The 26,112-nt window shown below is 64.4% G+C and carries 28 protein-coding genes; 19 read left to right on the forward strand and 9 right to left on the reverse strand.

The window, feature by feature from the left end:
- The 6 genes from AAGD32_07105 to AAGD32_07130 form a co-directional block, all read left to right on the forward strand.
- On the forward strand, positions 1–440 hold a 440-nt coding region (locus tag AAGD32_07105), incomplete at its 5' end, for an ATP-binding protein (GenBank protein MEM8874012.1).
- A gap of 28 nt (positions 441–468) precedes the next feature.
- Positions 469–1,380 (forward strand): bifunctional 5,10-methylenetetrahydrofolate dehydrogenase/5,10-methenyltetrahydrofolate cyclohydrolase, encoded by a 912-nt coding sequence (locus AAGD32_07110; protein MEM8874013.1) that lies wholly within the window; start codon positions 469–471, stop codon positions 1,378–1,380.
- A 26-nt stretch (positions 1,381–1,406) separates the two neighbouring features.
- Positions 1,407–2,051, forward strand: a complete 645-nt coding sequence (locus AAGD32_07115; protein MEM8874014.1) for a hypothetical protein — start codon at positions 1,407–1,409, stop codon at positions 2,049–2,051.
- A 70-nt stretch (positions 2,052–2,121) separates the two neighbouring features.
- On the forward strand, positions 2,122–2,760 hold the full coding sequence (locus AAGD32_07120; GenBank protein ID MEM8874015.1) for a hypothetical protein: 639 nt from the start codon (positions 2,122–2,124) through the stop codon (positions 2,758–2,760).
- A 95-nt stretch (positions 2,761–2,855) separates the two neighbouring features.
- Complete coding sequence (melA, locus tag AAGD32_07125; GenBank protein MEM8874016.1) at positions 2,856–4,673, forward strand: alpha-galactosidase; 1,818 nt, start codon at positions 2,856–2,858, stop codon at positions 4,671–4,673.
- A 49-nt stretch (positions 4,674–4,722) separates the two neighbouring features.
- On the forward strand, positions 4,723–6,069 hold the full coding sequence (locus tag AAGD32_07130) for a hypothetical protein (GenBank protein ID MEM8874017.1): 1,347 nt from the start codon (positions 4,723–4,725) through the stop codon (positions 6,067–6,069).
- Between the two features lie 18 nt (positions 6,070–6,087).
- Here AAGD32_07130 and AAGD32_07135 read toward each other — a convergent pair whose 3' ends face one another.
- From AAGD32_07135 to AAGD32_07155, 5 genes are read right to left on the reverse strand one after another with little or no spacing between them, the layout of a single operon-like run.
- Positions 6,088–6,810: a lysophospholipid acyltransferase family protein gene (locus tag AAGD32_07135; protein MEM8874018.1), complete on the reverse strand. Its 723-nt coding sequence runs from the start codon at positions 6,808–6,810 to the stop codon at positions 6,088–6,090.
- Positions 6,810–7,802, reverse strand: coding sequence for a phosphatidate cytidylyltransferase (locus tag AAGD32_07140; protein ID MEM8874019.1), 993 nt, complete (start codon positions 7,800–7,802; stop codon positions 6,810–6,812). Before AAGD32_07140 ends, AAGD32_07135 begins: the two co-directional genes overlap by 1 nt.
- The gene (locus tag AAGD32_07145; GenBank protein ID MEM8874020.1) at positions 7,795–8,463 is read right to left on the reverse strand and encodes a CDP-alcohol phosphatidyltransferase family protein; all 669 of its coding nucleotides are present in this window, start codon (positions 8,461–8,463) and stop codon (positions 7,795–7,797) included. Before AAGD32_07145 ends, AAGD32_07140 begins: the two co-directional genes overlap by 8 nt.
- 13 nt (positions 8,464–8,476) lie before the next feature.
- Positions 8,477–8,833, reverse strand: a complete 357-nt coding sequence (locus AAGD32_07150) for a hypothetical protein (GenBank protein ID MEM8874021.1) — start codon at positions 8,831–8,833, stop codon at positions 8,477–8,479.
- A gap of 23 nt (positions 8,834–8,856) precedes the next feature.
- Positions 8,857–9,582 carry a response regulator transcription factor gene (locus AAGD32_07155; protein MEM8874022.1) on the reverse strand — a complete coding sequence of 242 codons (726 nt, stop codon included), beginning with the start codon at positions 9,580–9,582 and terminating at the stop codon, positions 8,857–8,859.
- A gap of 103 nt (positions 9,583–9,685) precedes the next feature.
- On the opposite strand from AAGD32_07155, the gene AAGD32_07160 reads away from it, so the two are divergent.
- The 5 genes from AAGD32_07160 (at position 9,686) to hisH (ending at position 14,535) form a co-directional block, all read left to right on the forward strand.
- Complete coding sequence (locus tag AAGD32_07160) at positions 9,686–10,009, forward strand: DUF971 domain-containing protein (GenBank protein MEM8874023.1); 324 nt, start codon at positions 9,686–9,688, stop codon at positions 10,007–10,009.
- 96 nt (positions 10,010–10,105) lie between these two features.
- Positions 10,106–11,929: a bifunctional diguanylate cyclase/phosphodiesterase gene (locus AAGD32_07165; GenBank protein ID MEM8874024.1), complete on the forward strand. Its 1,824-nt coding sequence runs from the start codon at positions 10,106–10,108 to the stop codon at positions 11,927–11,929.
- Positions 11,930–11,946: 17 nt separating this feature from the next.
- A complete protein-coding gene (locus AAGD32_07170) occupies positions 11,947–13,230 on the forward strand; it encodes a S41 family peptidase (protein ID MEM8874025.1) in 1,284 nt (427 codons plus the stop codon).
- A 31-nt stretch (positions 13,231–13,261) separates the two neighbouring features.
- Positions 13,262–13,918 carry an OmpA family protein gene (locus tag AAGD32_07175; protein MEM8874026.1) on the forward strand — a complete coding sequence of 219 codons (657 nt, stop codon included), beginning with the start codon at positions 13,262–13,264 and terminating at the stop codon, positions 13,916–13,918.
- Positions 13,915–14,535 carry an imidazole glycerol phosphate synthase subunit HisH gene (hisH, locus tag AAGD32_07180; protein MEM8874027.1) on the forward strand — a complete coding sequence of 207 codons (621 nt, stop codon included), beginning with the start codon at positions 13,915–13,917 and terminating at the stop codon, positions 14,533–14,535. The genes AAGD32_07175 and hisH overlap by 4 nt, the downstream gene beginning before the upstream one ends.
- Here hisH and AAGD32_07185 read toward each other — a convergent pair whose 3' ends face one another.
- The 3 genes from AAGD32_07185 to AAGD32_07195 form a co-directional block, all read right to left on the reverse strand.
- On the reverse strand, positions 14,536–15,105 hold the full coding sequence (locus AAGD32_07185) for an SCO family protein (GenBank protein ID MEM8874028.1): 570 nt from the start codon (positions 15,103–15,105) through the stop codon (positions 14,536–14,538). It abuts the gene before it with no gap.
- Positions 15,106–15,178: 73 nt separating this feature from the next.
- Positions 15,179–15,901 (reverse strand): DUF554 domain-containing protein, encoded by a 723-nt coding sequence (locus AAGD32_07190; protein MEM8874029.1) that lies wholly within the window; start codon positions 15,899–15,901, stop codon positions 15,179–15,181.
- Positions 15,898–16,854, reverse strand: coding sequence for an endonuclease/exonuclease/phosphatase family protein (locus AAGD32_07195; protein MEM8874030.1), 957 nt, complete (start codon positions 16,852–16,854; stop codon positions 15,898–15,900). The genes AAGD32_07190 and AAGD32_07195 overlap by 4 nt, the downstream gene beginning before the upstream one ends.
- Before the next feature lie 138 nt (positions 16,855–16,992).
- Between AAGD32_07195 and mutS the strand changes: the two genes are divergently transcribed.
- The 4 genes from mutS (at position 16,993) to AAGD32_07215 (ending at position 21,696) form a co-directional block, all read left to right on the forward strand.
- Positions 16,993–19,581 (forward strand): DNA mismatch repair protein MutS, encoded by a 2,589-nt coding sequence (gene mutS, locus AAGD32_07200; protein MEM8874031.1) that lies wholly within the window; start codon positions 16,993–16,995, stop codon positions 19,579–19,581.
- Positions 19,578–20,234, forward strand: coding sequence for a hypothetical protein (locus AAGD32_07205; protein MEM8874032.1), 657 nt, complete (start codon positions 19,578–19,580; stop codon positions 20,232–20,234). Before mutS ends, AAGD32_07205 begins: the two co-directional genes overlap by 4 nt.
- Positions 20,231–20,887, forward strand: coding sequence for a methyltransferase domain-containing protein (locus AAGD32_07210; protein ID MEM8874033.1), 657 nt, complete (start codon positions 20,231–20,233; stop codon positions 20,885–20,887). The genes AAGD32_07205 and AAGD32_07210 overlap by 4 nt, the downstream gene beginning before the upstream one ends.
- A 98-nt stretch (positions 20,888–20,985) precedes the next feature.
- Positions 20,986–21,696 (forward strand): heme-binding protein, encoded by a 711-nt coding sequence (locus AAGD32_07215; protein MEM8874034.1) that lies wholly within the window; start codon positions 20,986–20,988, stop codon positions 21,694–21,696.
- A 3-nt stretch (positions 21,697–21,699) separates the two neighbouring features.
- On the opposite strand, the gene AAGD32_07220 is transcribed toward AAGD32_07215, so the two are convergent.
- Entirely contained in the window at positions 21,700–22,791 is a 1,092-nt protein-coding gene (locus AAGD32_07220) for a glycerate kinase (GenBank protein ID MEM8874035.1), read from the reverse strand.
- An 18-nt stretch (positions 22,792–22,809) separates the two neighbouring features.
- On the opposite strand from AAGD32_07220, the gene AAGD32_07225 reads away from it, so the two are divergent.
- The 4 genes from AAGD32_07225 to AAGD32_07240 all read left to right on the forward strand — a co-directional run bounded on the left by AAGD32_07225 (position 22,810) and on the right by AAGD32_07240 (position 26,096).
- On the forward strand, positions 22,810–23,388 hold the full coding sequence (locus AAGD32_07225; GenBank protein MEM8874036.1) for a thioredoxin family protein: 579 nt from the start codon (positions 22,810–22,812) through the stop codon (positions 23,386–23,388).
- A 126-nt stretch (positions 23,389–23,514) separates the two neighbouring features.
- Positions 23,515–24,708 (forward strand): Gfo/Idh/MocA family oxidoreductase, encoded by a 1,194-nt coding sequence (locus AAGD32_07230; GenBank protein ID MEM8874037.1) that lies wholly within the window; start codon positions 23,515–23,517, stop codon positions 24,706–24,708.
- Between the two features lie 21 nt (positions 24,709–24,729).
- Positions 24,730–25,773, forward strand: a complete 1,044-nt coding sequence (locus tag AAGD32_07235; protein ID MEM8874038.1) for a Gfo/Idh/MocA family oxidoreductase — start codon at positions 24,730–24,732, stop codon at positions 25,771–25,773.
- A complete protein-coding gene (locus AAGD32_07240; protein ID MEM8874039.1) occupies positions 25,773–26,096 on the forward strand; it encodes a Rieske (2Fe-2S) protein in 324 nt (107 codons plus the stop codon). Before AAGD32_07235 ends, AAGD32_07240 begins: the two co-directional genes overlap by 1 nt.
- Positions 26,097–26,112: the final 16 nt, after the last annotated feature.

Genomic DNA, 26,112 nt, shown 5'->3' on the forward strand with positions numbered 1-26,112 from the left:
TCGTCATCGAAGAGGGGGCCGGCGACTTCGACATTCACAGCGACGCTCGGCTGCTCGACCTGATTCTCAAGAACCTCATCGAGAACGCGATCAAGTTCACGCCCGAGGGTGGCGAGGTGCGTGTCGGCATGGAGCTGCGCGACACCGAAGACGCTGCCACCGAGTTGGTTTTGTCGGTCGCGGATACCGGCATCGGCATCTCGCCGGAGCAGCAGGATCGCGTGTTCGAGCGGTTCTACCAGGTCGATCAGGCCCGTACGACCGCTGACGGCCGCGGCACCGGGCTGGGCTTGGCGATTGTCAAGCACGCCGCCGTCGCGCTCGGCGGCAAGGTCCGGCTCGACTCGTTGCTCGGTCGCGGTACCACCGTCACGATCGTCGTCCCACAGCCAGCTCCAATCCAGGAGGATGGGGCCGCGTTGGAGATGGCCGATGCCTAGTCCAGGCTTCGGCGACTAAGCTCCGACCATGCCCGACCCGGCGCACATCATCGACGGCACCGCGATCGCGGCCGAGGCTCGCCGCGAGGTCAAGGGACGTGTCGCCCATCTCCGTTCGCTCGGCAAGCCGGTTCGCCTCGTCGCGATGCTTTTTGGCAGCCCGCCCGGTGCGCAGATTTATGCCCAACGTCAAGGAGAAGCGTGCGCCGAAGTCGGCATCGACTACGAACTGAAGCAACTCCCGGCCGACATCACGCAAGCCGACGCTGAAGCCGAGCTGTTCACGCTCAACGATGACCCGGACGTCACCGGCATCATGGTGCATTTGCCGTTGCCGCCGGCGCTGGATCACTACGCGTTGCAGGGGCATATCCGCGTGACCAAGGATGTCGAAGGTGTGACGCCGGCCAACATTGGGCACGTCGTATACGGCCGGACGCTGATCGCACCGTGCACCGCGTTGGCTGCCTACGAGTTGGTCCGGAGCACGGGCATCGACCTGCGTGGTGCGGAGGCGACGGTGGTCGGCGCGAGCGAGATTGCCGGCAAGCCGGTGTCGCTCCTGCTCACCCAGGCCGAGGCGACGGTCACGATCTGCCACAAGCTCACGCGGGACCTGATCGCCCACACAAGCAAGGCAGACATCCTGATCGTCGCGGCCGGGTATCCGAATCTCATCGGCCCCGACCACGTTCGCGAAGGGGCCGTTGTGATCGACATCGGCATCAACCGCGTCATGACGTTCGATGGCAAAAAGAAGACCGTCGGCGATGTCGACTTCGATCGCGTTCAACACAAGGCCGGCCGGATCACCCCCGTCCCCGGCGGCGTCGGACCCATGACCGTCGCGATGCTTTTGCGTAACACCGTCCGCGCCGCCGAGTTGGCGGCGGGTATCGAAAAGCCGTGGTTTTCTAACGCGGATGTGGGTGCGACTTAACGGCGTTTGCGGCATGATGGTGAGCGATGACGCAAGACACCAACGAACCTCATGGCTTCGACCCGACCCAAGGCGGGGGCTACTCCGAATCGTCGATCAGCGCCCCGAAGAACAGCGTTGCCGCAATCGTCGGCCTCATCACAGGGGCGACCTCGCTGATCCCGTGTCTCGGATTTGTCACCGGACCGGTCGGGTTGGTTTCATCGGTTATTGGTTTCTTCACGACCGGCAAGCCCAATGTGAAAGGCCGCTGGATGGCCGTGCTGGGGTTTGTTCTTGCGATCGTCGGCTTCATCGGCGTCAACATCGCGCTGATCGGTGGCGGCGGGTTCTTCTTCTTCAAGAAGGGCATGGAAGCGGTGTCGGTACCGACCGAGACTTTCGTGCAAGCGCTGATCGACAACGACATCTCCGCCGCGAGAGAGATCAGTTCGGGCTTCTCCGATGCTGAACTGAACGAGCTGGCGTTACAGTTCGATGCCGTGGGCGATGCCGCGACCGTCGATGTCACGATGAACGGCTTCAACTTGCAGATTGTCAACGCGGAGGCCATTGGAACCATTTCCGGGACTGCCAGCGGTGACGGGAAGACACTTTCGTTTACATCGGAAGTCGAAGGCTCTTCCGACCTTTCCGACATGAACGTCACGGATTTACAAGTTCGCGATTAGGATCGCTTCGACGTCGGTTTCGAAGCACCATCTCGCGACATTTTTCTCTGCTCCAACTGACACAAAGACCATGACCCAAGACCCCAACTACGACCCACGACATCCCGGCGGCTTCGAGCCCTACGCGAACACCAACTACGGCGACCAGACCATGGCCGCTCCCAAGAACAGCATCGCGGGGATCATCGCACTCATCACCGGAGCGGTGTCGCTGATTCCGTGCCTCGGCTTGTTGACCGCGCCGATCGCGTTGATCAGTGGCCTGATCGGCTTCTTCACTGCCGGCAAGCCGAGCGTCAAGGGTCGTTGGATGGCGGTTGTTGGCGTGCTTCTCGCACTCGTCGGCGGCGGGTACCAGGTCGCCATCGGTGGCTGGCTCGGCAACAAGGGTGTTGCCGCGGTCAACGCCATCACCGAGGTGGAGCAAGGCATTCGCAACGGGGATCTCTCGACGCTCGCCGAATACTCCGATCTCTCCGCTGCTGAAATCGATGCCATCCAGGCCGAGATCGACGAGATCGCGCCGATCAACGGCGTGGTCGTTTCCGAAGGTCAGCAGACACAATCGCCCGATGGTCAAACGGCTTACTTGCCGTTTGTTCTGACGATCAACGGTGCCAATGGCACCAAGACCGTCGAGGTGGTCGTCGAGATGCAGGTTTTCACGCTCGGTAGCGGCGTGAAAATCGGCGAGATCAATGTCGAGTAACCGCCAACTCCCCGGGCGCGATTGACCGAGCCGACGCCGGGTTACGACCGGCGTCGGCTCGTGGTCTGTCCGCGTTCACTCGTTACGCTGTCGGCGTGTCCCACAAGATCGCATTCATCGGTGCCGGCTCGGTCGTGTTCAGCCGCAACCTCACTGGAGACCTGCTCCAGTATCCGGCCTTCGCCGATGCGACGTTCACCTACATGGACATCGACGCCGACCGGCTCGATGTTGGTGCGGCGCTTTGTCGGAAGGTCGCCGATGCGTTGGGCGTGAAGCCGACGATCGAAAAGACGATGAACCAGCGGGAGGCGATCGAGGGTGCCGACTTCGTCGTGTGCATGGTTCAGATAGGCGGCTTCAGCTCCACGCTCGTCGACTTCGAAATCCCCCGTCGTTACGGGCTCAACTTCACGATCGCCGACACCACCGGCCCTGGCGGGATCTTCCGCGCGCTACGGACCTATCCGTTCATGGAGCAGCTCGCGCGCGACATCCTCGATTACGCCAAGCCGGACGCCTGGCTGCTTAACTACAGCAACCCGATGAGCGCGAACATGCAGTCGCTGCTACGGCCCAACGACCACGCGCTCAACGCCGTCGGGCTCTGTCACAGCGTGCAGGGCACTTACGGCGAACTGATGGGCGATCTCGGTATTCCCGAGGATCAGGGCCGGTTTAAGGTCGCGGGCATCAACCACATGGCGTTCTTCCTCGAACTTCGGCACAAGGACCGTGATCTTTACGATGAGCTCTTCGCCCGGGCTGACGAGTTCATCGCCGCCGGCAAGAACAAGGTTCGCTACGAGTTGATGAAACGGCTGGGCTATTTCATCACCGAAAGTTCCGAGCACAACGCCGAGTATTCCGCCCACTTCCTGCCTCACGACGGCTACGCGGCCGAGTTCGACGTGCCGATCGACGAGTATCTGAGGCGCTGCGACGGCATCGTCGACGAGTTCGCGCGGCTCGTGGCATTTTCCAAGAGCGACGAGCCCATGCCACGCGAGAAGATCAAGAAGAGCCACGAGTACGGAAGTGTGATCGCCAACAGCATCGTGACCGGCGAGCCGAAGGTGGTGTACGGCAACCTGCCCAACTTCGGCGCGATCCCGAACCTGCCCGACACGGCGATCGTCGAGACGCCGACGCTCGTTGATGCCAACGGGTGCCACCCCACGCGGGTGGACCCGCTGCCGCCACAGTTGGTCAACTACGTGACGCCGCACCTCATGCAGCACGAACTGTTCATCACCGCCGCGATGGAGGGCCGACGCGACGCGGTGTACCAGGCATGCTTCGCCGATCCGCTGACCGCGGCGACGTTGCCGATGGACAAGATCGTCGACATGTGCGACGAACTGATCACCGCGCACGGCGATCTGTTGCCCGACCTTGATCGCACGCCAAGCCGCACGCCCGGCAGTGGCAAGACGTTCATGCCTCCCACGCCCGAGGAACTGCGCGCGAGTTGGGACCAAGCCAAGCAGCACACGAGTGACGAGGACGTGCTCAGCCGCTGGCATTTGCTCGGCCCGGTCGAGGACGTCGAAGCAGTGCGAGACACTTATGCGGGAAATGGCAGGCTCGACGTGTCCGGCTGGGCGGCGGGCGAGGTTGCCGCGGGGAAAGAGCAGGTCATGGTTGGCGACACGCTGAAACTGCAGTGGAAGAGCAGGCCGGCTTTTGCTTACACCGAGTTCGACAGCGTTCATGCCCGGTCGGCCCGCATCCGAACCGCCGCCGGCGAGAACTGCGTGATCTGGATCAACGGCACGCAGGTTCACGACGAAGGCGGCCGGGCCCAGATCGAGGCGGAACTCAGGCAGGGCACCAACTCGATGCTCATCCTGCTGCGGAACCCTGACCATTCGACCAAGCTCGCGGCGTTTCTCGAAAAGCCGAACTTCTGAGCCCAACGCGGGGTTCGTTTGCTGTGTCCACCATGCTGGAGCTTGTCCCATGCGCCGATTCGCTTTCGTTGTCACCATATTGGTTGCCGTTGTAGCTCATGCCGAGCCGCGGCGGACTGGCAACATCGTCTACGAACTGCCCGCCGGATGGGAAACGCGCGACAGGGACGGGCTGTTTCACAACGTCCGTCCCGAAGACTGGCTTGACCGTGACACCTACCCCGATCTGTACATCGTTTCCGGCGAACACATCGGTCCGGACCCTGCCGACCTGCAGCGTTGGGCCCTACAGCGAATGGATGCCGTCGTGAAAGACGACGACGAGGATGATGTCTTGACGTGGAAACAGTGGCAGGGCGTCGACGACCCGGCGTTCGCTGCCAAGGGCTTTGTGAACATGATGTTCGGCATGGGCGTGGTCCACCGCGAGAGCGGCCGGTTCGATCGCGGCATGGCGGGCTTTGCGTTCACGGTCGACGGTCACGCCGGCCTGATCTTCATCGAGTTCGACGAGCCCGACGCGGCGACGGCGTCGGTCGAAGCCATGCTCGAACTCGTGCAGAGCTTTCGTTTCATCAACCGCTGCACCACGCCCCTTGAGGGTCAATCCCGGCCCGGTCCGTTCAACGGCATTTATTGGGGCACATGGTTGGGCCACACCCTCGGCCTCGATGGCATGCTCCAGATGCAACTCCGGCACCACACTTACGTCTTCTTTCCCGACGGTCGATTCTGCGAGGACATCCCACCCGGCGGCGTGACCGGTTTCGATTACGACAAGCTCGCCGATTCCCACACGCACTTTGTCGGCAACTACTTCGTCGATGGCAACGCCGTCATCCTCCGCTATGCCTCGGGCGAGATCGAGACGCTCGACTACGAAGACGGCATCATGAAAGACGGGATGGCCATGTTGCAGCCGGTCAACATCCCGCCGGACGGTTGGCGGTTCGAGGGCGAACGGTCGGTGTCGTTTTACGCCTCCATGTCGGCAGGCATTGATCCGGGGTCGACCACGACCGTCTCCGGGGGAGCGACTTACGTTTTCAAGCTCGATGGCACCGTCACATCCGATCGCTGGTCCGGTGCGAGCGGGAGCTTTGATTCCGGCGTCTCCTTCGGCAGCTTCCGCGACAACGAGCCGGAGATCGGCACGTACGACGTCAACGGCGGTGTCCTCACCATCACGCGTCCCGACGGCAGCACGCGGGCTTGGGACATCTTTATCACCGAGCACACCGACCGGGACACCGGCAAGCTTGAGCGCACGCTCTGGATTGGTGGCGATCCGGCCGACGGGATCAAAAATGTCCCTGCCGGCGTCCGGCCCGACCTCCGGTCCAAGCCGATCAATCCTCTGAGCCCGCCGGTGAATCCGCTCGACCCACCGCGGTAGTAGCAGGGCCGTGGACCGTCAGTTCACGGCGTCTGAAAGCTGATGCACGGCGTCGAAGCAACGGTCGGCGACGTGTTGCCAACCGTCCCGTTTGTTCGGCGTCTCGGCGAAGTCGAGCGTGGGGCCGAATCGGACCTCCAGTTTTGCCGGTCGTGGGCAACGCTTGCCCGGCGGTAGAGCCCGGTGTGCTCCGTCGATCCACGCCGGCACGATTGGCACCGACAGCCCGGCGACGAGCATGCCGACCCCGCACTTGAACTCCGCCAGCGTTCCGGTCCGGCTACGCGTGCCTTCGGGAAAAACGATCAGCAGGCAGTGGCCGTTTTCCATTCGACGACGCAGGTCGGCCAGTGCCTGCCGAACGGCCTTGCCACGGCGCATCGGCAGGGCGTTGATCGCGATCGCGGCGCAGGCCGAGCGGAAGGTGGTACGAAAGAAATAGTCGTCCGCCGCAAGCGAAAACGCCTCGCGCCGCAGGCATCGCGGCAGCGCCGCCGTGATCGCCGCAGCGTCGAGGTGGCTGGTGTGGTTGGCCACGATGATCGCCGGCGGGTCGTCGGGCAGGTGCTCGGAGCCCCGGACGGTCAGGCGGTGGTAAAGCCGCATGTAACCGGCCGCGGCCGAGGCGGTGAGTGCGTGAACCGCCCAGCCGAACAGCCCCGGCTCACGCCTCACGCTGCCGAGCCGGCGGGTCACCGATTCGTCCAGATCGCTCGCGGGTTGGAAGGTCCACTGGTCCATCAGAAGAGCCCGGCCGAGAAGAGTCGTTGCGTTTCGTCGCCGCCGATACCGTGCAGGTAGCCGATGTAGTGGAACACCGCCGGGGCGACCAGCACAAGCGAGTCGCAACGGTCCAGCAGTCCTCCGTGGCCCGGGAGCAGGGTACCCAAATCCTTCAATCCCAGGTCACGCTTTACGCTGCTGAGTAGCAGGTCGCCGCACTGCCCGAGCACCGAGATCATCACCGCGAGCACCAGCGCGTGATACCACTGCCCGGCGACGGTACCGGCGAAAACCCACATGGCGAGCGGCATTGCGGTCGCGCTCGTTAGTACCACGGCCCCGACCGCACCGCCGAGCGTTTTGTTCGGGCTTGTCCGCGGTACGAACTTACGGCCGCCGATGACCTTCCCGGCGGTGAATGCGAAGATGTCGTTGAGTTCGGTCGCGACGAGTAGCCAGATCAGCAGCGCCCGGTAGTCGTAGTTGTTGGCAAAGAACGCCAGGTGTGCGAGGCCACTGCCGAACAGGCCGTATGCGAGGGTTGCCAGCGCGGTGCGTTGAATGAATCCGTCGGGCCGATCGGGCAGGACGCCGGCGAGCGCGATCGCCCCGACGCTCAGCGGAAACAACGCGACGAAGAACGCGTAGTAGTTGTCGATGGCGGCGAAGAAAGTCAGGCCGATCGCGAGGGCGACCGTCGCCGAGGTCAGGCGGTTGCGGAATAGCCCCGTAGCCCGGGCGAACTCGCGGTAGCAGAGCAAGCCGAGCACGGCCACGCTGAGGATCGTCGCGGCTGCCCCCAGCGCGATCGGCCCGAGGGTGACTGCCGCGATGACGAGCCAGGTTCGCCACCGTTGCCACAACTCCGGTTGAAGGGACTTGGGCGCGATCAGGAAAGCCAACGGCGCGATCGCAAGCAGCGCGACGGCACCGCCCAGAAGCCAAAGCGTCGTCGGCTCGCCGAGCAACACCCGCGGATCGAAGAGTCGGGCCACGTCGCGGTCAGTCATCGGACGCCTCACTCGCTGCCATGGCCTGCAACCCTTTGGCGATGCCGGCCAAACGCCGGACCGAGGTCGCCGCTGACGCGACCGCGATGAGCAGGCAGACCCACCAGGCCAAGGCATACGCCCCCACGAATCCCGGTGCGACGACGGCACTCAGTGCGACGAGCGTCACGAGGAACATGCGTTGCTGCTTGGCCATCGGGCCGCGAAAGTCCGACGGCAAGCCCGCAGCTTTTCCGAGCGCGCGGATGTACGCCGTCGAGATCGCCGCCAACGCTGCAAGCGCGCCGAGCCAAAGCGCGCCGGCGGCATATCCGAAACCGACGAGCACGGCCGTGTCGCTGACGCGGTCGGGCACCTCGTTGTAGAGTTCGCCGGTCGCGCTGGCGGTGCCGGACTCGACCGCGACCATGCCGTCGAGCAAGTTAGACAGGAGTCGCGCTTGCACGAGTAACGCCGCACCACAGAAGCAGGCCCGCTGCCAGACGGTTTCGACATGGACGGTCGTTGCGAGCAGCCCGCCGGCGGCGCAGGCGGCGACCATGCCGAAGATCGAAATCGCGTTCGCCGAAACGCCGGCATTGGCCAGCGTCGTCGCTGCGGTCTTGAAGACGCCGAGCTTGCGCGAGCGGATCGGCCGACGGTCGTTGACTTGATAGCCCATCGCGTCCCCCGGTTCATCGACCCATCAGGAACATGCCCAGCACCAGCGTTCCCATGCCCGCGACATGGACCGGGCGGATCGGTGTGCCCTCGAGCCACCACGCAAGCACGGCCGCCCAAATGAACGTGCTCGCGTAAACCGGGTACACCACAACGGGCTTACCGCCGAGCTTGAACGCGGCGACGAACAAAGCCATCACCGCCGTGTAGCAGACGATGCCGAGAAGAACCTGCCAGTTGAGGTAGCTTGTCCAACCGCTCACCGCCGCGTCGGCACCGCGCTTGTAAAGCCATTGGCCGATCGCGCCGGCAAAGGCGGCGATGGCGAACAGCGTGATCGGTAGCGTCTGTCCCTGCGTCGGCTCGGGCATCGCGGCCGAGTGTAACGGATCGCTCAGCCCGCGTCTTCGGAGCTGTCCTGCAGACGATAGCCAACGCCGCGGACGGTGTGGACCAGCCAACTCGCGTCGCCGAGTTTCTTTCGGATCGCGGTGACATGCACGTCGATCGCGCGGTCGGTGACGAAGACGTCGGTGCCCATGGCCTTGTCCATGAGCCGGTCGCGGCTGAGCACCCGACCGCCGGCTTCGACCAATGCCGCGAGTAGTTTGAACTCTGTGAGCGTGAGCTTGACCTGGCGTTCGTTGACGAACACCTCGTGCTTGGCGTGGTCGATGAGCAGTGGGCCGGCCTTGAGCTGGCTTTCGTTTTCGGAACCCGCGTCGGTGCCGCCGCGGCGCAGGACGGACTCCATGCGAGCCATGAGCACCTTCATGCTGAAGGGTTTGGTGACGTAGTCGTCGGCACCGATCTTCAAGCCGACGATCTCGTCGGTTTCCTCGGCCTTGGCGGTGAGCATGATGATCGGAATGGTCGCCGTGCTGGGTTCGGCCTTGAGCCGGCGGGCGACCTCGTGACCGTCGAGGTTGGGCATCATCACGTCGAGCACGATCAGGTCGGGCTGTTCGCTCCGGGCCATGGCCAGCGCTGACCGACCGTCGCTGGCCGCGATCGTCCGGTAACCGTTGCGATTCAGATTGTGAGTGACGAGCTCGACGAGATCGCGTTCATCATCGACGATCAGCACGAGCTTACCGTCGGCGGCGGAGGGGGCGGTCATGGAGCGAGTATCCGACCGGCGGCGGGTGTCCTCGTCAAGTCTTCCGCAGCACTGGCGGCGACCTTTAGCAGAGGCTTAGCGCAATTGGCCGTACGATCGTCTCGTGGCCGAACCGACCCCGACCAAGCTCAAGCTCCAGAAGGACCAGGCGTTGGAAATCGCCTGGTCTGACGGCTCATCGGACCGGTGGACGATCTCTCAACTTCGCACGCAATGTCCGTGTGCCCTCTGTCGTGAGCATCGCACGAGTGAATCGGCGAAGCCTGCCAGCCGGTTGGCGATTCTGCCGGGCAACTTTTCGGGCGAGCTGACCGTCGAACGGGCCGAGCGGGTCGGGAACTACGCGCTGCGGCTGTATTTCAGCGACGGCCACGCCAGCGGCATCTTCTCATGGTCCTACTTGTTCGGCCTGCGCGGGCTGGGTTGAATCCCCACGTCCGTTAACGCCCGAATCCTGAGAAATAGGCCGTTTTCAGTATCCACCGGGGTGGGTCTGCGTCGCGATCGGTCCGAGACAGTTGAGGTGAGAATTGCCCGCATTGCGGATATCGCGGAATCAGTCGGCCGGTCCGACCTGCTCGAAAATGAGCTTGGCCCGACGGATGTGCTCGACGTCGGCCCGCTGATCAGTCGTGTGGCGTCGGCCGCACCCTTGGAACAAATCTGGCCGGCCGTAGAGCCTGCTTTGGGCATGGCCGGCATTGTCATCCGCTTGCGTAGCGGCGACGCTCCCATTGGCGAAGCGCCGATCCGCACCGATCGCCGGTGCATGATCCGGTCTTCCACCGGCGCAGTGCTCGGCCATCTCGAACTGCCGATCGACACGCCCCGGCCGACTTCCGAGCAGCGGCGTCGCATCCGCAGTGTTTGCCAACTGCTGGCGATTGCCGTCGAACGCGAGAGCACATCGACCGCGCCGAAGCCGACCGAGACATGCGACCCACTCACGGGACTACCGAGCCGTCGAGTCATCAACAAAGCGATCCGCGCGGCCGAAGAGCGGACACGCGAGGCCGTCGGTCGCCGTGACGACGCGATCGCGGTGATGGTGCTCAACATCGATGGTTTCAGCCTGATCAACGATGCGCATGGTCACGAGGTCGGCGACGCATTGCTCGCCGAAGCAGCCGACCGGATGCGTCGCACGCTTCGCGGGGCCGATTCGATCTTCCGCCTGAGCGGGGATCAGTTCGTTCTGGTCTGCACCAAGATCAAGGGCCAGCACGACGCCGAGGTGGTCGCGGAGCGATTAATGGAAGTGCTGGCCGAGCCGTTCGATCTGGACGGTGAGAAGAAAGGCGTTCGGCATCGCGTGAGTGCGGTGACGGCGAGCATCGGCATCGCACTGACCGACAACAAGCCGGCCCGGCCGACCCAGCTTCGTCGCGAGGCCGACGTCGCGTTGCGTCGGGCCAAGTCCAGCGGCCGAAACACCTATTCCATATACGATACCGCCACCGGTGCCGCCGCCTTGGATCAGCTCAAACTCGAGTCGGAGCTGCGCTGTGCGTTCGAGTCGACGTGGACTTTCTTCCAAGCCGGGTGCGCGTCGGAAGACGCGCCGTTCGGCCGGTTCGAGTTGCACTGGCAGCCGCAGGTGAACAGCGCGGGCGTCCCGATCGGCTTCGAGGCATTGGCCCGTTGGCCACACCCGACGCGGAAGATGGTGCCCCCGATGCAGTTCATTCCCGCGGCCGAAAAGTGCGGGCAGATCGTGGCGTTCGGGCGGTGGGCGTTGCAGACGGCTTGTCGGCAGGGCGGTTTGTGGTATCGCGCCGGACTGCGTGGACCCAACGACCAGCCACTACGAATCGCCGTGAACGTCAGCGCGCTGGAGTTCGCGCGGGCGGACCTTCTCGAACATGTTTGCCAATCCCTCGAGGAGTCGGACCTGCCCCCCGATGCCTTGGAACTGGAACTGACCGAGTCGGTGCTGATGAACGACACCGCCGTGGCGGTCGACAAGCTCCACGGCTTGCAAGACGCGGGCATCCGCATTGCGATTGACGATTTCGGCACCGGCTATTCGTCACTCGCCTACCTGCACCAGATGCCGCTCAACACGCTGAAGATCGACCGCACGTTCGTCATGGAGATCGACGATCAGACGGTCGATGAGGCACGGAACGAGAAATCCAAGACCGCCGTCCTCCGCTCGGTCTGTTCGCTCGGCCACACGCTGGGCCTGGAGCTCGTGGCAGAGGGCGTGGAGACGGCGTTTCAGCGCGACTTCTGCACCGGCCTCGGCGCTCAGGTGCTGCAGGGGTATCACTTCAGCAAGCCGCTACCGCCGTTGCAGGTCGAGCAATATCTCGCGGACACGTTGCTGATGCGGTCGGCCGCCTGAACGCATAAGCTCTCGTCGTGAAGCGGCATCGCGAGCACATGGCGTTCGGCGTGAGTCTATTGGCGGTCACCGTCGCGGTCCTGCTCAACCCTGGCGCCACAACCCTCACCAGCGACGAACTGGAGTTCGTCGCGCCACTGGTCGAGGTCAAACGTCGGCTCGATGCGGGGTATGTCGAACGGATCGCCGCTGAGGAAACGGACCGTTTGCAGTTCGGCGCCGCGATGGGGATGACCGCGACGCTCGACCAGTACACGCAGTACTTTCCGCCGGCCGATGCGGAAGACTTTCAGAATAGCATCGACGGCGTCATCGTCGGCATCGGCGTTGAGATTGCCGACCGCGATGAGGACGGACCCAGCCCTGTGCAGGTGATTGCTCCGATCGAGGGTGGGCCGGCCGCGGCGGCCGGTGTTTTACCCGGCGACTTGATCCTCGCCGTCGATGGGGAAGACGTTCGCGACGACGAGATCACCGACCTCCAGCGCAAAATCATGGGCCCCGAGGGAACCGAGGTGACCATCACTTTCGAGCACCCCGATGGCTCCACCGTCGACACCACGATCACCCGTGCCCGTGTGACCTCCCCGACCGTTCGCGGCTATGAACGGACCAACACCGGCGCGTGGAGCGACTGGATCGATCTAGACGCGGGCATCGGCTTCCTCCGCATCACCCAGTTCACGCCCGACACGGCCAAGCTCTTCGAGCAACGGCTTGCCACGCTAATCCGAGATGACCTCGACGCGCTGGTCATCGACCTGCGTGGCAACGGTGGCGGGCTCGTCGATGCCGCCGAGGATGTGCTCGATGTGCTGCTGCCGCCCGGCGCGATGCTTTACTCCCAGGGCGGAGCATCCTCCCCGAGGCGCAGCGCCTTCTCGCAGCGGGAGCCGTTGCTGGATGCGAACATTCCGATCGCGGTGCTGATCGACGGCGGCACGGCCAGCGCGAGCGAGATCATGGCCGGGGCGTTGCGGGATCATCGCCGGGCGTTCCTCGTCGGCACGCGCACCTTCGGCAAGGGCAGCGTGCAGGTCACCTCCGAGCTACCCAACGGCGGCGTCCTGAAAATGACTCACGCGTACTATTACCTGCCCAGCGGCCGGCTGGTGCATCGCAAGCCCGGCGAGGAGCAGTGGGGCGTTGATCCCGATGTCGAGGTGATCGTGCCCCAGGAGAAAATCATCGAGTTGCGTCGCTCGTTCGCCCCGGGGGATCCGCAAACCGAGGCGGCGGCGAACGCGCTACGGGCGTTGCTGGCGTTGCCGAAGCCAACGCCGGCCGGGTTGACGGATTGAGAACGCGGGCATCCTTGCTAGCATCGCGCCCATGCGAAAGACCCCCGCCCTCATCGCCGCCGTCGCGCTCATCGCCACCGCCGCCGGCTGCCAGAACCGTCTGCACGACGAGAACCTAGCACTGTTCGAAGAGAACAAAGCCCTGCGCGAGCGCCTCTCCCAGCAACAAGCCGGCACCGTGGACGGCCAGACCGTCATCGACCTTCAGGATCAACTTGCCCTGAAGGATGCCGAGATCGGCTCGTTGCGTGCCCAACTCGACGGTGCCCAGATGGCGTCGACGCCGATGGACAACATCGCCGGGCTCGAGACCGAAATGGACACGGTGACTGGCGAGATGACCGTCCGCGTGCCGGGCGACGTGCTCTTCGCCTCGGGCGTCGCCGAGATCAAGGACGACGCAAAGGCGACCCTCGACGAGGTGGCCCGCGTCCTTGAATCCGAGTACGCCGGCATGCCGGTGCGCGTCGAGGGGCACACCGACTCCGACCCGGTGACCAAAACCAAGGCGCAGTTCACCGACAACTTCGGTTTGTCGTCCGCTCGTGCCCTGACGGTGATGCGTTACCTGCAAAGCCAGGGCGTCGATCCGGCACGGCTCAGCGCCGTCGGCCACGGCATGAACGTCTCTCGTGGCGGCGACAAGGCCGGCGATCGGCGCGTTGAAATCATCGTCGTGACGCGATGAGCAAGACGGCGCTCCTCGACTACGGGATGGGCAACCTGCGCAGCGTCGCGCGTGCCGTGGAGCACGCCAGCGGTGACGTGGAGGTCGTGCGGGATGCGTCGGCGGTTTCGGGTTTCGACCGGGTGATCCTCCCAGGCGTGGGGGCATTCGCCGATGCGGCGATGCATTTGCGTGAGAGCGGCATGGGCGCTGCGGTGGCCGCGCACGTCGACGCGGGTCGGCCCATGCTGGGTATCTGCCTCGGGCTGCAACTGCTGTTCGACATCGGCCGGGAGGACGGAGAACACCCGGGCATGGGTGTTGTCGCGGGTGAGGTCGTTGCTTTCGCGGTCGACCGCACGCACGGGTTGAAGGTGCCGCACATGGGGTGGAACGCCTTGCGTTTCGACCGGCCGGACTGCCCGTTGCTCGACGGGCTCGAGCCGGGCTGTCACGTGTACTTTGTCCACGGCTACCACGCCGTGCCCGCAGACGACGCCGTGGTGATGGCCAGCGCCACCCATGGCATCGACTTCACCGCCGCACTCTGGCGCGACAACATCGTCGCCACCCAGTTCCACCCGGAAAAGAGCCAGGCGGTCGGGCTGACGATGTTGAAGAACTTCCTGCGGATGTGATTAGTTTACCAACGCCGCCGCGTCGGCTTTGAGTTGGGCCATCTCCTCGTCGTCGCTGCGGTGGTAGGTGCCGACCGCGCGGTTCTTCTCGTCGAAGAGCAAAAAGCGTTCGTCGTGCGACGGTTCGAGCACGAGGTAGAGCTTCCCCACGGCATCGCGGACCTCGTCCATGCTGCCGGTCGCGAAGATCCAGCGATCCTTGTCCGCGCCGATCAGCTCGGCGTACTCGGCCAGTTGCTCGGGTGTGTCCTTGACTGGGTCGGCCGCGATGCTGACCACCTTCACGCGCGGATCCTCGACCGCTTCGAGCAGCGCGTGCATCCGCGAGATCATCATCGGGCACGCCCCGGTCGGGCACTCGGTTAGGAAGATCATTGCCACCCAAGGATCGCCCTCGAGCTCGGCGGTGTCGAGCGTTTCGCCGGTGTGGGTGGTGAGGGTGAAGTCGTCGAGTTCGAACAACCGCTCCGGCTCGGCCGGGGTGTCTCGGCTCGCCATGAACGCGAACGCACTAACGACAATCACCAGCGACCACATAACCGCCGCCGCGATTTTCCAGGACTTACGCATACGAGATTGTTACGTCGGTAATCCGGGAAGGTGCGACAGTTCGTCCCCCGTTTCCAGAGCCGTTGGGCCGCCGCTACTGGATCAAACGCATCACCAAGTCGAACACCAACACCAGCACCGGCGCGAGCAGCACGCCCGGGAGGAAGTTGATCACGCGGACCTCCTCCGACCGCTTCAGGCCGAAGAGCACGAGCGACAACCCCAGCAGCATCAGCCCGCCGACGCCGACCATTTCCAACTGCATCGCCGGTGTCAGTACGTCACCGGCAAGGAAGCCGAGCAGCGTGAGTGCCCCTTGAAACACGAGCACGAACAACGCCGACGCAAGCACGCCCATGCCGAACGTCGAGGCCAAAGCGATCGACGCGAAGAAGTCGAGCGCGCTTTTGAGCAGCAGGTAGCGCAGTCCCTGCGGATTGCCCACACCTTCGAACGTCGCCCCCAGCAGCGTGAGTGGTCCGACGCAGAACAGCAGCGACGCAGTGACGAACCCGGTGATGAAATCACCGTGTTCGGAGCGGAACTTTTTGCGCAGGTATTCGGCGACCGATTCGAGCCGACCGTGCAGGCGCAGGAGCTCGCCGATCACTACGCCGAGGATGAGCGCGGCCGGCGTGACCATCAGCTTGCCGTCATTGAACGCCGGGACGGCCTGCGCGACGCCCATGGTCAGCGTGACGAACCCGAGGCCGAGCATCACGCTGTCGTTGATGCGCTTCGGCAAGTGCGCACCGACGGCCAGTCCGATGCCGCTGCCCGCGAGGACCGCGGCGGTGTTGATGAGGGTGCCGGTCACTCGAACTTCACATCCACGACGACCGGAAGGTGGTCGCTGGCCGAGTCGGTCATCCCGCCGGTGAAGACCGACACGTCCACGACGAACGGGAGCATGTTGTCCGTCGCCAGCGCGTGGTCGATGAAGCCGCCGTAGCGGGCACCGCCGTAACCCTTGAACGTCTCCACGCCGTCGTCGGAAAGCTCGCGGGTCAGCAGGATCAGGCCCTGGCTCATGTTGGTCATCACGTCGCCGCCACCTTCGTCCTCGTGTTCGTCGATGCCGAGCGTGTCGTTCATGTCGCCGACGAGCAGGACCGGATGCTGCTCGGAGAGTTCGATCGCCTTGTCCCGCGTGGTCGTCGCTTCGAGGTTCCGCCAGCGGGTGGTGCGGACGCTGTTGCCGCCCTTGGATTTCTGGTGGGTGTTGCCGACCCAGAACTGATCACCATCGGGCGTCTTGATCAGCACGAACCCGGCCCCGCGGGCAAAGAGCCGATCGCCGCGGTCGTTGTAATCGTTGACGTCGGGCACTTCGTAGAGCGTGACCGTTTCGACGATCTCGAACCCCGGCCGGAGCATGATCGTCAGGTGCTGCTCGCGCGTCGTGTTGGTCGGCAGGTTCTGGATGGTGCCGAAGTAGTTGTCGAGGAAACTCTCGTTGAAGTACGCGAGATTCTCCAGGCTCGCCGACTCCTGGACCGCGAGGATGTCCGGCTGCATCGCCTTGATCGTCTCGGCGACTTCCCAGTTCTCCTCACGGTCCGCCCGGCGCTCGTAACGAATGAAGTCGCGGATGTCCTCGGGCACCGCTTCGTTCTGACGGTACTTCCGATCGAGCGCGTAGGCCGTGAAGTTCTGCGTGAAGTTTTCGATGTTGTACGAGACGACGCGGATGGTGTCGGCTTCAACGGCGACATCGGCCGGTGCCGTGGTCGGCTGCAACAACGTGAGAGCAAGCAGGGCGGTGTGCATAGGCCATGGTAGGGAACGCCCACGCCTTCAGGCGTGGGTCCGACGGATCGCGCGGTCCCCGCCGACCCTCGCCTGAAGGCGTGGGCGTTGGTGCAATTTCCGATGCAACCCTGCGGCACCTAACCTGCCTCTCCACCCATGCCCCAGGCGAAAGGCAAAAAGCTCTCTCCCGCGATGGCCCAGTACCAGCGGTTCAAGCAGCAGCACCCCGAGTATGTGCTGTTCTTTCGCATGGGCGACTTCTATGAGATGTTCCACGAGGACGCCAAGCTCGCCCACGAGGTGATGGGCGTGACGTTGACGGCGCGGTCCGGCGTGCCGATGGCGGGGGTGCCGCACCACTCGGTCGAGGGGTACCTGCGGAAGATGATCGCGGCGGGGCATCGGGTGGCGATGTGCGAGCAGGTGCAGGACCCCAAAGAAGCCAAGGGCGTGGTCGAGCGCGACGTGACGCGGCTGGTCACGCCCGGCACGCTCACGGACGACGGGCTGATGGAAGGCGCGGCCGAGAACCTGCTCGCGGTCGTCGCCGAGCACACCGGCAAGAACTCCGGCCACAAATGGGCACTGGCCTACGCGGACCTCTCGACGGGCCAGGTCGGTTGCGTGCAAGGGAGCGAGGCGACGGTCCGTGACGAAGCCGCCCGGCTCACCGCCGCCGAACTGCTCGTGCCCGAACTCTCCAGCGGCGAGGAGCATCCCGCAGCCGAGCGGTTTCGAATGGCCGGCGTGAAGACCGTCGTGACGCGGCCCGGCTGGCAGTTCGCGCCGCACCACGCCGCCGAGCAGTTGCAAAAGCACTATGGCGTCTCGACCGCCGGCGGATTCGGCTTCGACGATGACGACGCCGCCGTTGTCGCGCTCGGGGCGTTGCTGGCGTACCTCGAAGAAACGCAGAAGACTTCGCTCACCCACCTGCACACGCCGCGTCGGCACGACCCGTCGGCGTTCCTGCTCATTGACGCCGACAGTTTTCGGTCGCTGGAGATCGACCGCACCGTCCGTGGCAACGCGGCGGCGGGTTCGCTGCTCCACGCAATCGACCGCACCCGCAGCCCGATGGGCAAACGCCTCCTGCGTCAGTGGCTGCGCACGCCGCTGGCGACCGTCGAGCCGATCGTCGCAAGGCAGCAGGCCGTCGCCGCGTTGCTCGATCATCCGACACAACTCGAAACCGTCAGTGATCTGCTTGCCGGCGTTTGTGACATCGAACGGATCGTCACCCGCATCACCGTCAACCGCGTCAACCCGCGGGACCTTGCGAGCTTGCGCGACTGCCTGCGTCAGGTACCGATGATCGCGGCCGAGTTAGCGCCGATCGGCGTCGGGGAAAACCTGCAACAGCATGTCGAGTTCGCCAAGGACCAGGCCGCACAACTCAAGGCAGCCATCCTCGACGAGCCTGCCCCGCACCTGCGCGAGGGCGGCGTCATCGCGAAGAAGTATTCCGCCGACCTCGACGAACTCCGCCGCCTCGGTACCGACGCCAAGACCTGGCTCGCCGAGTACCAACAACACCTCTCGGCCAACAACGACATCGGTAGCCTGAAGGTCGGCTACAACCGCGTCTTCGGCTACTACATCGAGGTCACCAACGCCCACAAGGACAAGGTCGACCCGTCGTGGGTTCGTAAGCAAACGCTCAAGGACTGCGAACGCTATATCACCGACGAGCTCAAGCAGTTCGAGGACAAGGCACTAGGGGCTAAGGAAAAGTCGATCGCGCTCGAGGCGGAACTTTTCGAGCAGGTGCGGCGGGATCTGCTGCCGGCGGTGCGGGAGTTCCAAGCTCTTGCCGCCGCTCTCGCCGAGCTCGACGTCCTCGCGGCCTTGGCAAAGCTCGCGCGGGAACGTCGCTATTGCCGCCCGGCGATCACCGATGACCGCGTGCTGAAGATCGAAGAGGGCAAGCATCCCGTTCTCGAGCAACAGCTCGGCAGCGAGTTCGTCGCGAATGACTTGGCCATGACCGACACCGACGCGCTGGGTCTGATCACCGGCCCCAACATGGCCGGCAAGTCGACCTACATCCGCCAGGTGGCGCTCATCGTCCTGCTCGCGCAGATCGGCAGCTTCGTCCCGGCCAAGGCTGCGACCGTCGGCGTCGCCGATCGGCTCTTCACCCGCATCGGTGCCAACGACGAGATCCATGCCGGCCAGTCGACGTTCATGGTCGAGATGACCGAGACGGCCAACCTGCTCAACAACGCCACCGACCGCAGCGTGATCATCCTCGACGAGATCGGCCGCGGCACCTCGACGCTCGATGGCCTCTCCCTCGCTTGGGCCATCGCCGAGCACCTGGCCGAGAAGGTCAAGGCCCGCACGCTCTTCGCCACGCACTACCACGAGCTGACCGACCTCGCGGACCAACTACCCGGCGTGCGAAACCTCTCGGTCGCCGTGCGTGAGTGGCAGGATGACGTGGTGTTCCTGCACCGCATCGTCGAGGGCCGGGCCGACAAGAGCTACGGCATCCACGTCGCCCGCCTCGCCGGCGTGCCCAAACCCGTCCTCGGTCGGGCCAAGACGCTGCTGGCCGACCTCGCGGTGCATCACGCGAAGGAGAAACAGGTCGGCCCGCAGATGTCGCTGTTCACCGACCCAGACGCCGAGCTCGGCCGGGAGATGCGCGCGGCCCTCGCCGCGATCGATTGCGATGACATGTCGCCCCGCGAGGCGCTCGATCAGCTCGCGCAATGGTGCAATCGGTGGGGCGAGTCGTGACGCCGATTTACGCGAGCATGGTCCGTCGCACCGGTGCCACGCCGGTACCGATCGTGAGCGTCCACGGCACCGACGGCGACGCCCGTCACGAGGCCAGCGAGGCCAAACGGTTCGCCCACCTGATCCCGTTCGACGCGCTGTTCATCTGCCCGCAGTTTCGCACGCCGTACCAGTTTCTGCTGCCCGATGCGGACCGCAAAGTACTCGACTTCATCGACGGCGAGCTGGGCGTGAGCAGCCGCATGCTCATCCGTGGCTTCTCCGGCGGCGCACAGTTCGCCCACCGCTTCGCCTTTCGCCATCCGTATCGTGTCGCCGCGTGTAGCGCACTGGGAGCCGGCTCATACACGCTGCCTGACGGCACGCTCATCGGCATGATGGTCGAGGACGACTACTTCACTCGGCCCGAGTTCGCCGACCCCGCCATCCGCGCCGCCGGCGAGCAACCCGCGTGTAACGGTTGGCAACCAATCCGCTGGCAAACCGGCTGTGGCCGACGCGATGTCGAGAGCCGTGTCAAGAGCGCGAAGGCGTTCGCCGACGCGCTGCGTGTCGACGGGGCGTCGGTCGAGCAGGTGACCTGGGACGCCGAGCACGATCCGGCACCGGTCGCCGAGCGCGTGTGGCGGTTCCTCGGCAAGGGCGTCGCGTGAACCGTCAGCCGCCACAGCCGGAGCTGATGGACGATGCGTCGGCCGATCCCGCCGAGCTGCGTCGAGCGCTGCGCTTCATCCGGCGAATCAACACCGCCCTCCGATACAATTCCGCCGTCGTTGCGGCATTGCGGGAACTCGGTTGCGGGAGGGGCAGCACCGTGCTCGACGTCGCGACCGGGTCGGCCGACCTGCCGCAGTTGCTCCGTAACACGCTCGGCTGTCATGCAGTTGGGGTCGACCTGCATGCCGAGACCTTGGCGATTGCCGATGAGTGGACGGACGTGCCGTTGATCCGTGGCGATGCACTTGCGCTGCCGATGGCCGACGCCTCGGTCGACTTCGTGACCGCCAATCTCTTCCTGCACCACCTCGACAACGACACCGCCGTCGCCGTGCTGCGGGAGATGCGCCGCGTCGCCCGGCGTGGCGTGGTCGTCGCCGACCTGCTGCGAAATCGTCGAGCTCTCGCCTGGATCACGCTCTTTACCGCCGTTGCGTCACCAATGGTGCGCCACGACGCTCGCCTGAGCGTGCGGCAGGGATGGACGTTGGATGAGGCGGAAACCCTCGCCGAGCGTGCGGAAATGCCCAATTTTCGCGTTCAGCGGTGCTTTGGACATCGGTACCTCCTGATTTCTCGAAAATCCTGAAAGGAAATGAGCGCTGCCGGCGACCGTTGTCAGAGGTATCTCACGTCATGCTCGCACTCACGCTCGCTGCTGTTTTAATGAATCCCTCGGCTCAATCCATGGTTGACATCACGGACGCGCCCGAGGTCACCGCCCATGCCCCGGTGAAGGCGATGGCCGTCGGTGTGCTCGCGGCGGGGCTCAACGGGGGCGATCCGATGGCCGCCGCCGAGGCTGCCGCAGACCTTCTCGGCCCCGAGTGGATCGCTTCCGCCGAACTGCTGTCTGCGGGGTCGATCGCCGACGTACAAGCGGTACACGATCGTCTCGCGTTCACGCCGATCCTGGAGGCCGAGTTTCCGCCGAACTTCCCCGACTGGACGCCTGTCGGCGAGATCGAGATCAAGCAATACCCGACCTACCGAATGGCCATCGCCAAGAGCGAAGTGGGGCTGCAAGAGAACGGCTTGTTCTGGCGGTTGTTCAACCACATCTCGACCAACGACATCCCGATGACCGCGCCCGTCGAGATGAGCCGGGACAACGGCAAGGCGATGATGGGATTCATGTACCCCGACAGTGACACCGGCAGCCTCGGCTCAGCGGCGCTGGATGTTGAGGTGATCGACGTGCCCCCGACAAAGGTGATTACCGTTGGCATGCGAGGCAATCGTCGGACCAGCGATGTCGACGAGGTCGAGTCGATGCTTCGCAACGCGATCGAGGAGCGCGGCCTCACGGCCGCAGGACCGATGCGAGTGATGGGTTACAACAGCCCGAGCGTCCGCGGAGACATGCGCTACTACGAAGTGCAAATCCCCGTGGAGTAACACTCACGTGTCGGAAGACGCAAGTCGTTCCGCCACCGCATCAGCCAGATGCCGCGCCGGTTCCGCCAGCGCGGCATCTTTGCCAACGCGGCTGGTAAGCGTGACGACCTCGCACACGTCTGTTTTGGTCGGTGTTCGACTACCGCAAAATGCGATGACGTCAACGCCGGTCTTGGCGCGTGTCACCAACTCAACGTACCCGACGACCTTCCCGTCGCTGCTTGTTGCGTCGTAACAACCTTCGCCGGTAAGTACGAGTTGGGCGCTGCTGACTTCTGCCATGAAATGGCCGTGATTGCCTATGAGTTCGATGCCCGGCGTAAGTGTCGCGTCGAGCACGAGGCTCAAACCCCAGCCGAGGCCGCCGGCCGCGCCCGTGCCTGCCATATCGCCGTTACCTAAGCGCTTTGCGAGTTGCCGCAGAGCCGTGTCGAGGTGATCGACCTGATCCGTGGTCGCGCCCTTCTGCGGACCAAAAGTACGAGCAGCGTCGGTTAGACGTGTGGTCACGTCGCACGCGATCTCCAATGCCAGTCCGTCCGCCAATCCCGGCCGACCAATCGCGATGACTTGGCCGATGTCCCGGCCGCACAGCGGGTCATCGTCTGCCGTCACGATCTGGCCTTTTTCCAGCGTGATCGGACAGCCCAGCGCCTGCAAACATCCGATCCCCGCGTCGATCGTTGCGCTGCCGCCGAGGCCGAGGATGACGTGGCGGGCGTCCATGCCGACGGCGAAGCGGATCAGCTCGCCGACGCCGAAGGTCGTGGTGTTCATCGGGTTGCGTTGGTCTTCGCGGAGCAACGCCAGCCCTGCGGCGGACGCCATCTCGATCACGGTGGTGCCGTCGGGCAGCAAGCCCATCTCCGCGTCCACGCGCATATCCGGCAGTGGCCCGGTCACCGTCCGCGTGAGTCGCCGACCATCCAACGCGTCGCACAGAACGTCGACGAACCCTTCGCCGCCGTCGCTCATCGGGCACTGCACGATCTCCGCGTCCGGCCAGACCCGCCGCACGCCTTCGGCCATCGCGGCCGCCGCTTGTTTCGCTGTCAGCGTGCCCTTGAATTTGTCCGGTGCAATCAGCACACGCATCCCGTTACGCTATCGCCCATGGCATTTACGCTCCAACTCAACGATCCCGCTCCCGCCTTCGACCTGCCCGGTACCGATGGCAAGAACCACACGCTCGCCGACTACGACGCCGACATCCTCGTCGTCGGCTTCACCTGCAACCACTGCCCGTACGTCATCGAGTCCGAGGATCGCATCAAAGCGTTTCACACGGACTACCGCGACAAGGGTGTTCAGCTGGTTTGCATCAACAGTAACTCGACGGGCACCTACGCCGAGGACAGCTTCGAGCACATGGTGCAGCGGGTGAAGGACAAGGGCTTCGAGTTCGACTACCTGCGTGACGAGTCGCAGGAGGTCGCCAAGGCGTACGGGGCACTGCGGACGCCGCACTTTTACGTGTTCGGGAAGGACCGCACGCTGAAGTACACCGGCCGGATGGACGACAGCCCGCGTGACCCGAGCAAGCAGACCACGCACGAACTGCGCGACGCCGTCGACGACCTGCTCGCCGGCCGCGAGGTCGCTCAGCCGCTGACCAATCCGATCGGCTGCAATGTCAAGTGGGACGGTCAGGACGCCCACTGGATGCCGGCGGATGCGTGTGACCTTGTGTGAGGTGTCCCCCAACGCCCACGGCTTCAGCCGTGGGGCCGCACCTGCGCTCGGACGTTGCGGCAGACCCACGCCTGAAGGCGTGGGCTTTCGTTGCGACTTCACGTCGAGATTGGTACGTTCCGCCCCATGCCGACGCCTCTCAACATCTGCCTCATCGGCACCAAGTTCATGGGCCGAACGCATAGCAACGCGTACAGCCAGGTGAACAAGTTCTTCGGCGATCTGCCGCGCCAGGCGGTGATGCACACGCTCTGCGGCCGCAACCCGGAAGAGACTGAATCATTCGCCAAAGCCTGGGGCTGGCGGAATGCGTCGGTCAACTGGAAGGCGGCGATCAGCAATCCCGACATTCAACTCGTCGACATCGGCACGCCCAATCATGTGCATCGCGACATGGCCATCGCCGCACTCGAAGCCGGCAGAGATTTGGCGTGCGAGAAGCCGCTCGCCGGCAAGCTCGACGAAGCTCGGGAAATGGTCGAAGCCGCGAAGGCCCGACCGAATCAAAAGACGTATGTCTGGTACAACTATCGCCGTTGCCCGGCGTTGACGTTCGCGCACCAGCTCGTGCGGCAAGGCCGACTCGGTCGGCTTTACCATGTACGCGGCTTCTATTTGCAGGACTGGGCCGGGCCGGACACGCCGATGGTCTGGCGGTTCCAAGGCGACATCGCCGGCAGCGGGTCGCTCGGCGACCTGTGTGCCCACTCGATCGACGCAGCCCGCTTCGTCACCGGCGAGGAGTTCGAATCCGTCAGCGGGGCGATCCTCGAGACATTTATCAAGGAGCGCAAAGTCATGGAAGGCGGCGGCGGTGAGATCTCGGGTCACGGTGCGGTCGCATCTGACAAGACCGAGAAGTCCACCGTCGACGATGCCGCGTTGTTCACCGCACGCCTCACCGGCGGGGCCGTCGCGACCTTCGAAGCCACGCGCCTTTCCACCGGCGACAAGAATGGTAACCGTCTCGAAGTTCACGGCGACAAGGGCGCGATCCGCTGGAACTTTGAGAAGCTTCACGAGCTGCAGTGGTACGACAACACGCTCCCGCCCAGCGAGCAGGGCTGGTCGACGATCAACGTGTCGGACGCCGGCGCGGGACATCCGTACGCCGAGGCGTGGTGGCCGACGGCCCACTCGATCGGCTACGAGCACGGCTTCATCAACCAAGCCGCCGACATGCTCCGCGACCTCGGCGGCGTCGAGCCGGTTTCACCGTTGCCGGACTTCATCGATGCCTACGAAACGCAGAAGGTTCTCGCGGCCGTCCAGCAAAGTGCCGCCGACGGACGTACCGTGCAACTCGCCGAGATTTCCTAGAACCTCAACCAACCGATCACCATGAACCACGTCCGCTACGCCGTCGCCGGCGGCGGGGCCATCGCCCAACGCCGCCACCTGCCCGAGGGTCACGCCAACCCGAACTCAAGCATTGTTGCCATTTGCGACCCGCTGGAGGAGCGCGCCAAGGAAGTCGGTGAAAAGTACAACGCCCGTCCGTTCACCGACTTCGACGCGATGCTCGCCGAGACCGAGTGCGATGCCGTCGTCGTCGCGACGCCCAACGCCGACCACGCCCCGCAGACGATCAAGGCGTTCGAAGCCGGCAAGCATGTGCTGGTCGAGAAGCCGATGGCTACGTCGACCGATGAAGCCAAGGCGATGGTCGCCGCAGCCGAGAAGGCCGGGAAGTTCCTGATGATCGGCATGAATCAGCGCCTGATGCCGCCGCACGTGAAGGCCAAGGAGATCCTCGACACTGGCAAGCTCGGCAAGGTGCTGACGTTCGAGACGAACTTCAAACACCCCGGCCCCGACGGCTGGAGTCTCGACGGTGCCCACTCGTGGTTCTTCGTCAAGGAGCGTGCGGTGTTGGGCGTCAACGGCGATCTCGGCATCCATAAGGCCGATCTCATGCGTTACCTGCTCGGCGAGGAGTTCGCCCGGGTCGGTGGTTTCGTCAAGACGCTGAGCAAAACCACCCCCGACGGCAAGCTCATCCCCGTGGACGACAACGCGTTCCTCGAGCTCGAAACCGAGTCCGGCGTGATCGGCTCGATCCATATCTCGTGGACCAACTTTGGCCGAATCGAAGACAACGGCACCACGATCTTCGCCGAGAACGGTGTCATGCGTATCGGCATGGCCGGCGAGTACGGCGTCATGGTCGACATGAGCAACGGCTGCAAGGAACGCCATGTCGTGGGTGAAATGTCGACCAACGAAAAGCAAGTGGCCTCCGGCGTCATCGACGGATTCACCGATTGCATCCTCACGAACACGCCGCCGACCATCAACGGCGACGAAGGGTATCGCGCCCTTCAGGTCATCCTCACCGCCGTGCAGGCCGCCGAGCAGGGCAAGATTCTCGACATCGCGTACTGATGAGTTGGACCACACTTTGCCAGGTTGATGAACTTATCGAAGGCAACGGGAAGTACGTCGACATCGACGGTAAACCGTTGGCGGTGTTCCTGCACAACGGCTCGCCCTTCGTGCTGGACAACCTCTGCCCGCACGCCGGCGGCGAACTCGCGGACGGTTGGGTCGAGGAAGACGGCGGACATGCGTGCGCGATCTGCCCGTTGCACGCGTGGCCGTTCCGTCTCGACACTGGCGAGATGCCCGACGGCGGGGCGGCCGTGCGGACCTATCCGGCACGCATCGATGGTGCGTTTGTCCAGGCGGATCTGTCGTTGAAGTTGTAGGGCAGGCACTGCCTGC

Source organism: Planctomycetota bacterium (assembly GCA_039182125.1).
In the GTDB taxonomy this organism is placed as follows: domain Bacteria; phylum Planctomycetota; class Phycisphaerae; order Tepidisphaerales; family Tepidisphaeraceae; genus JBCDCH01.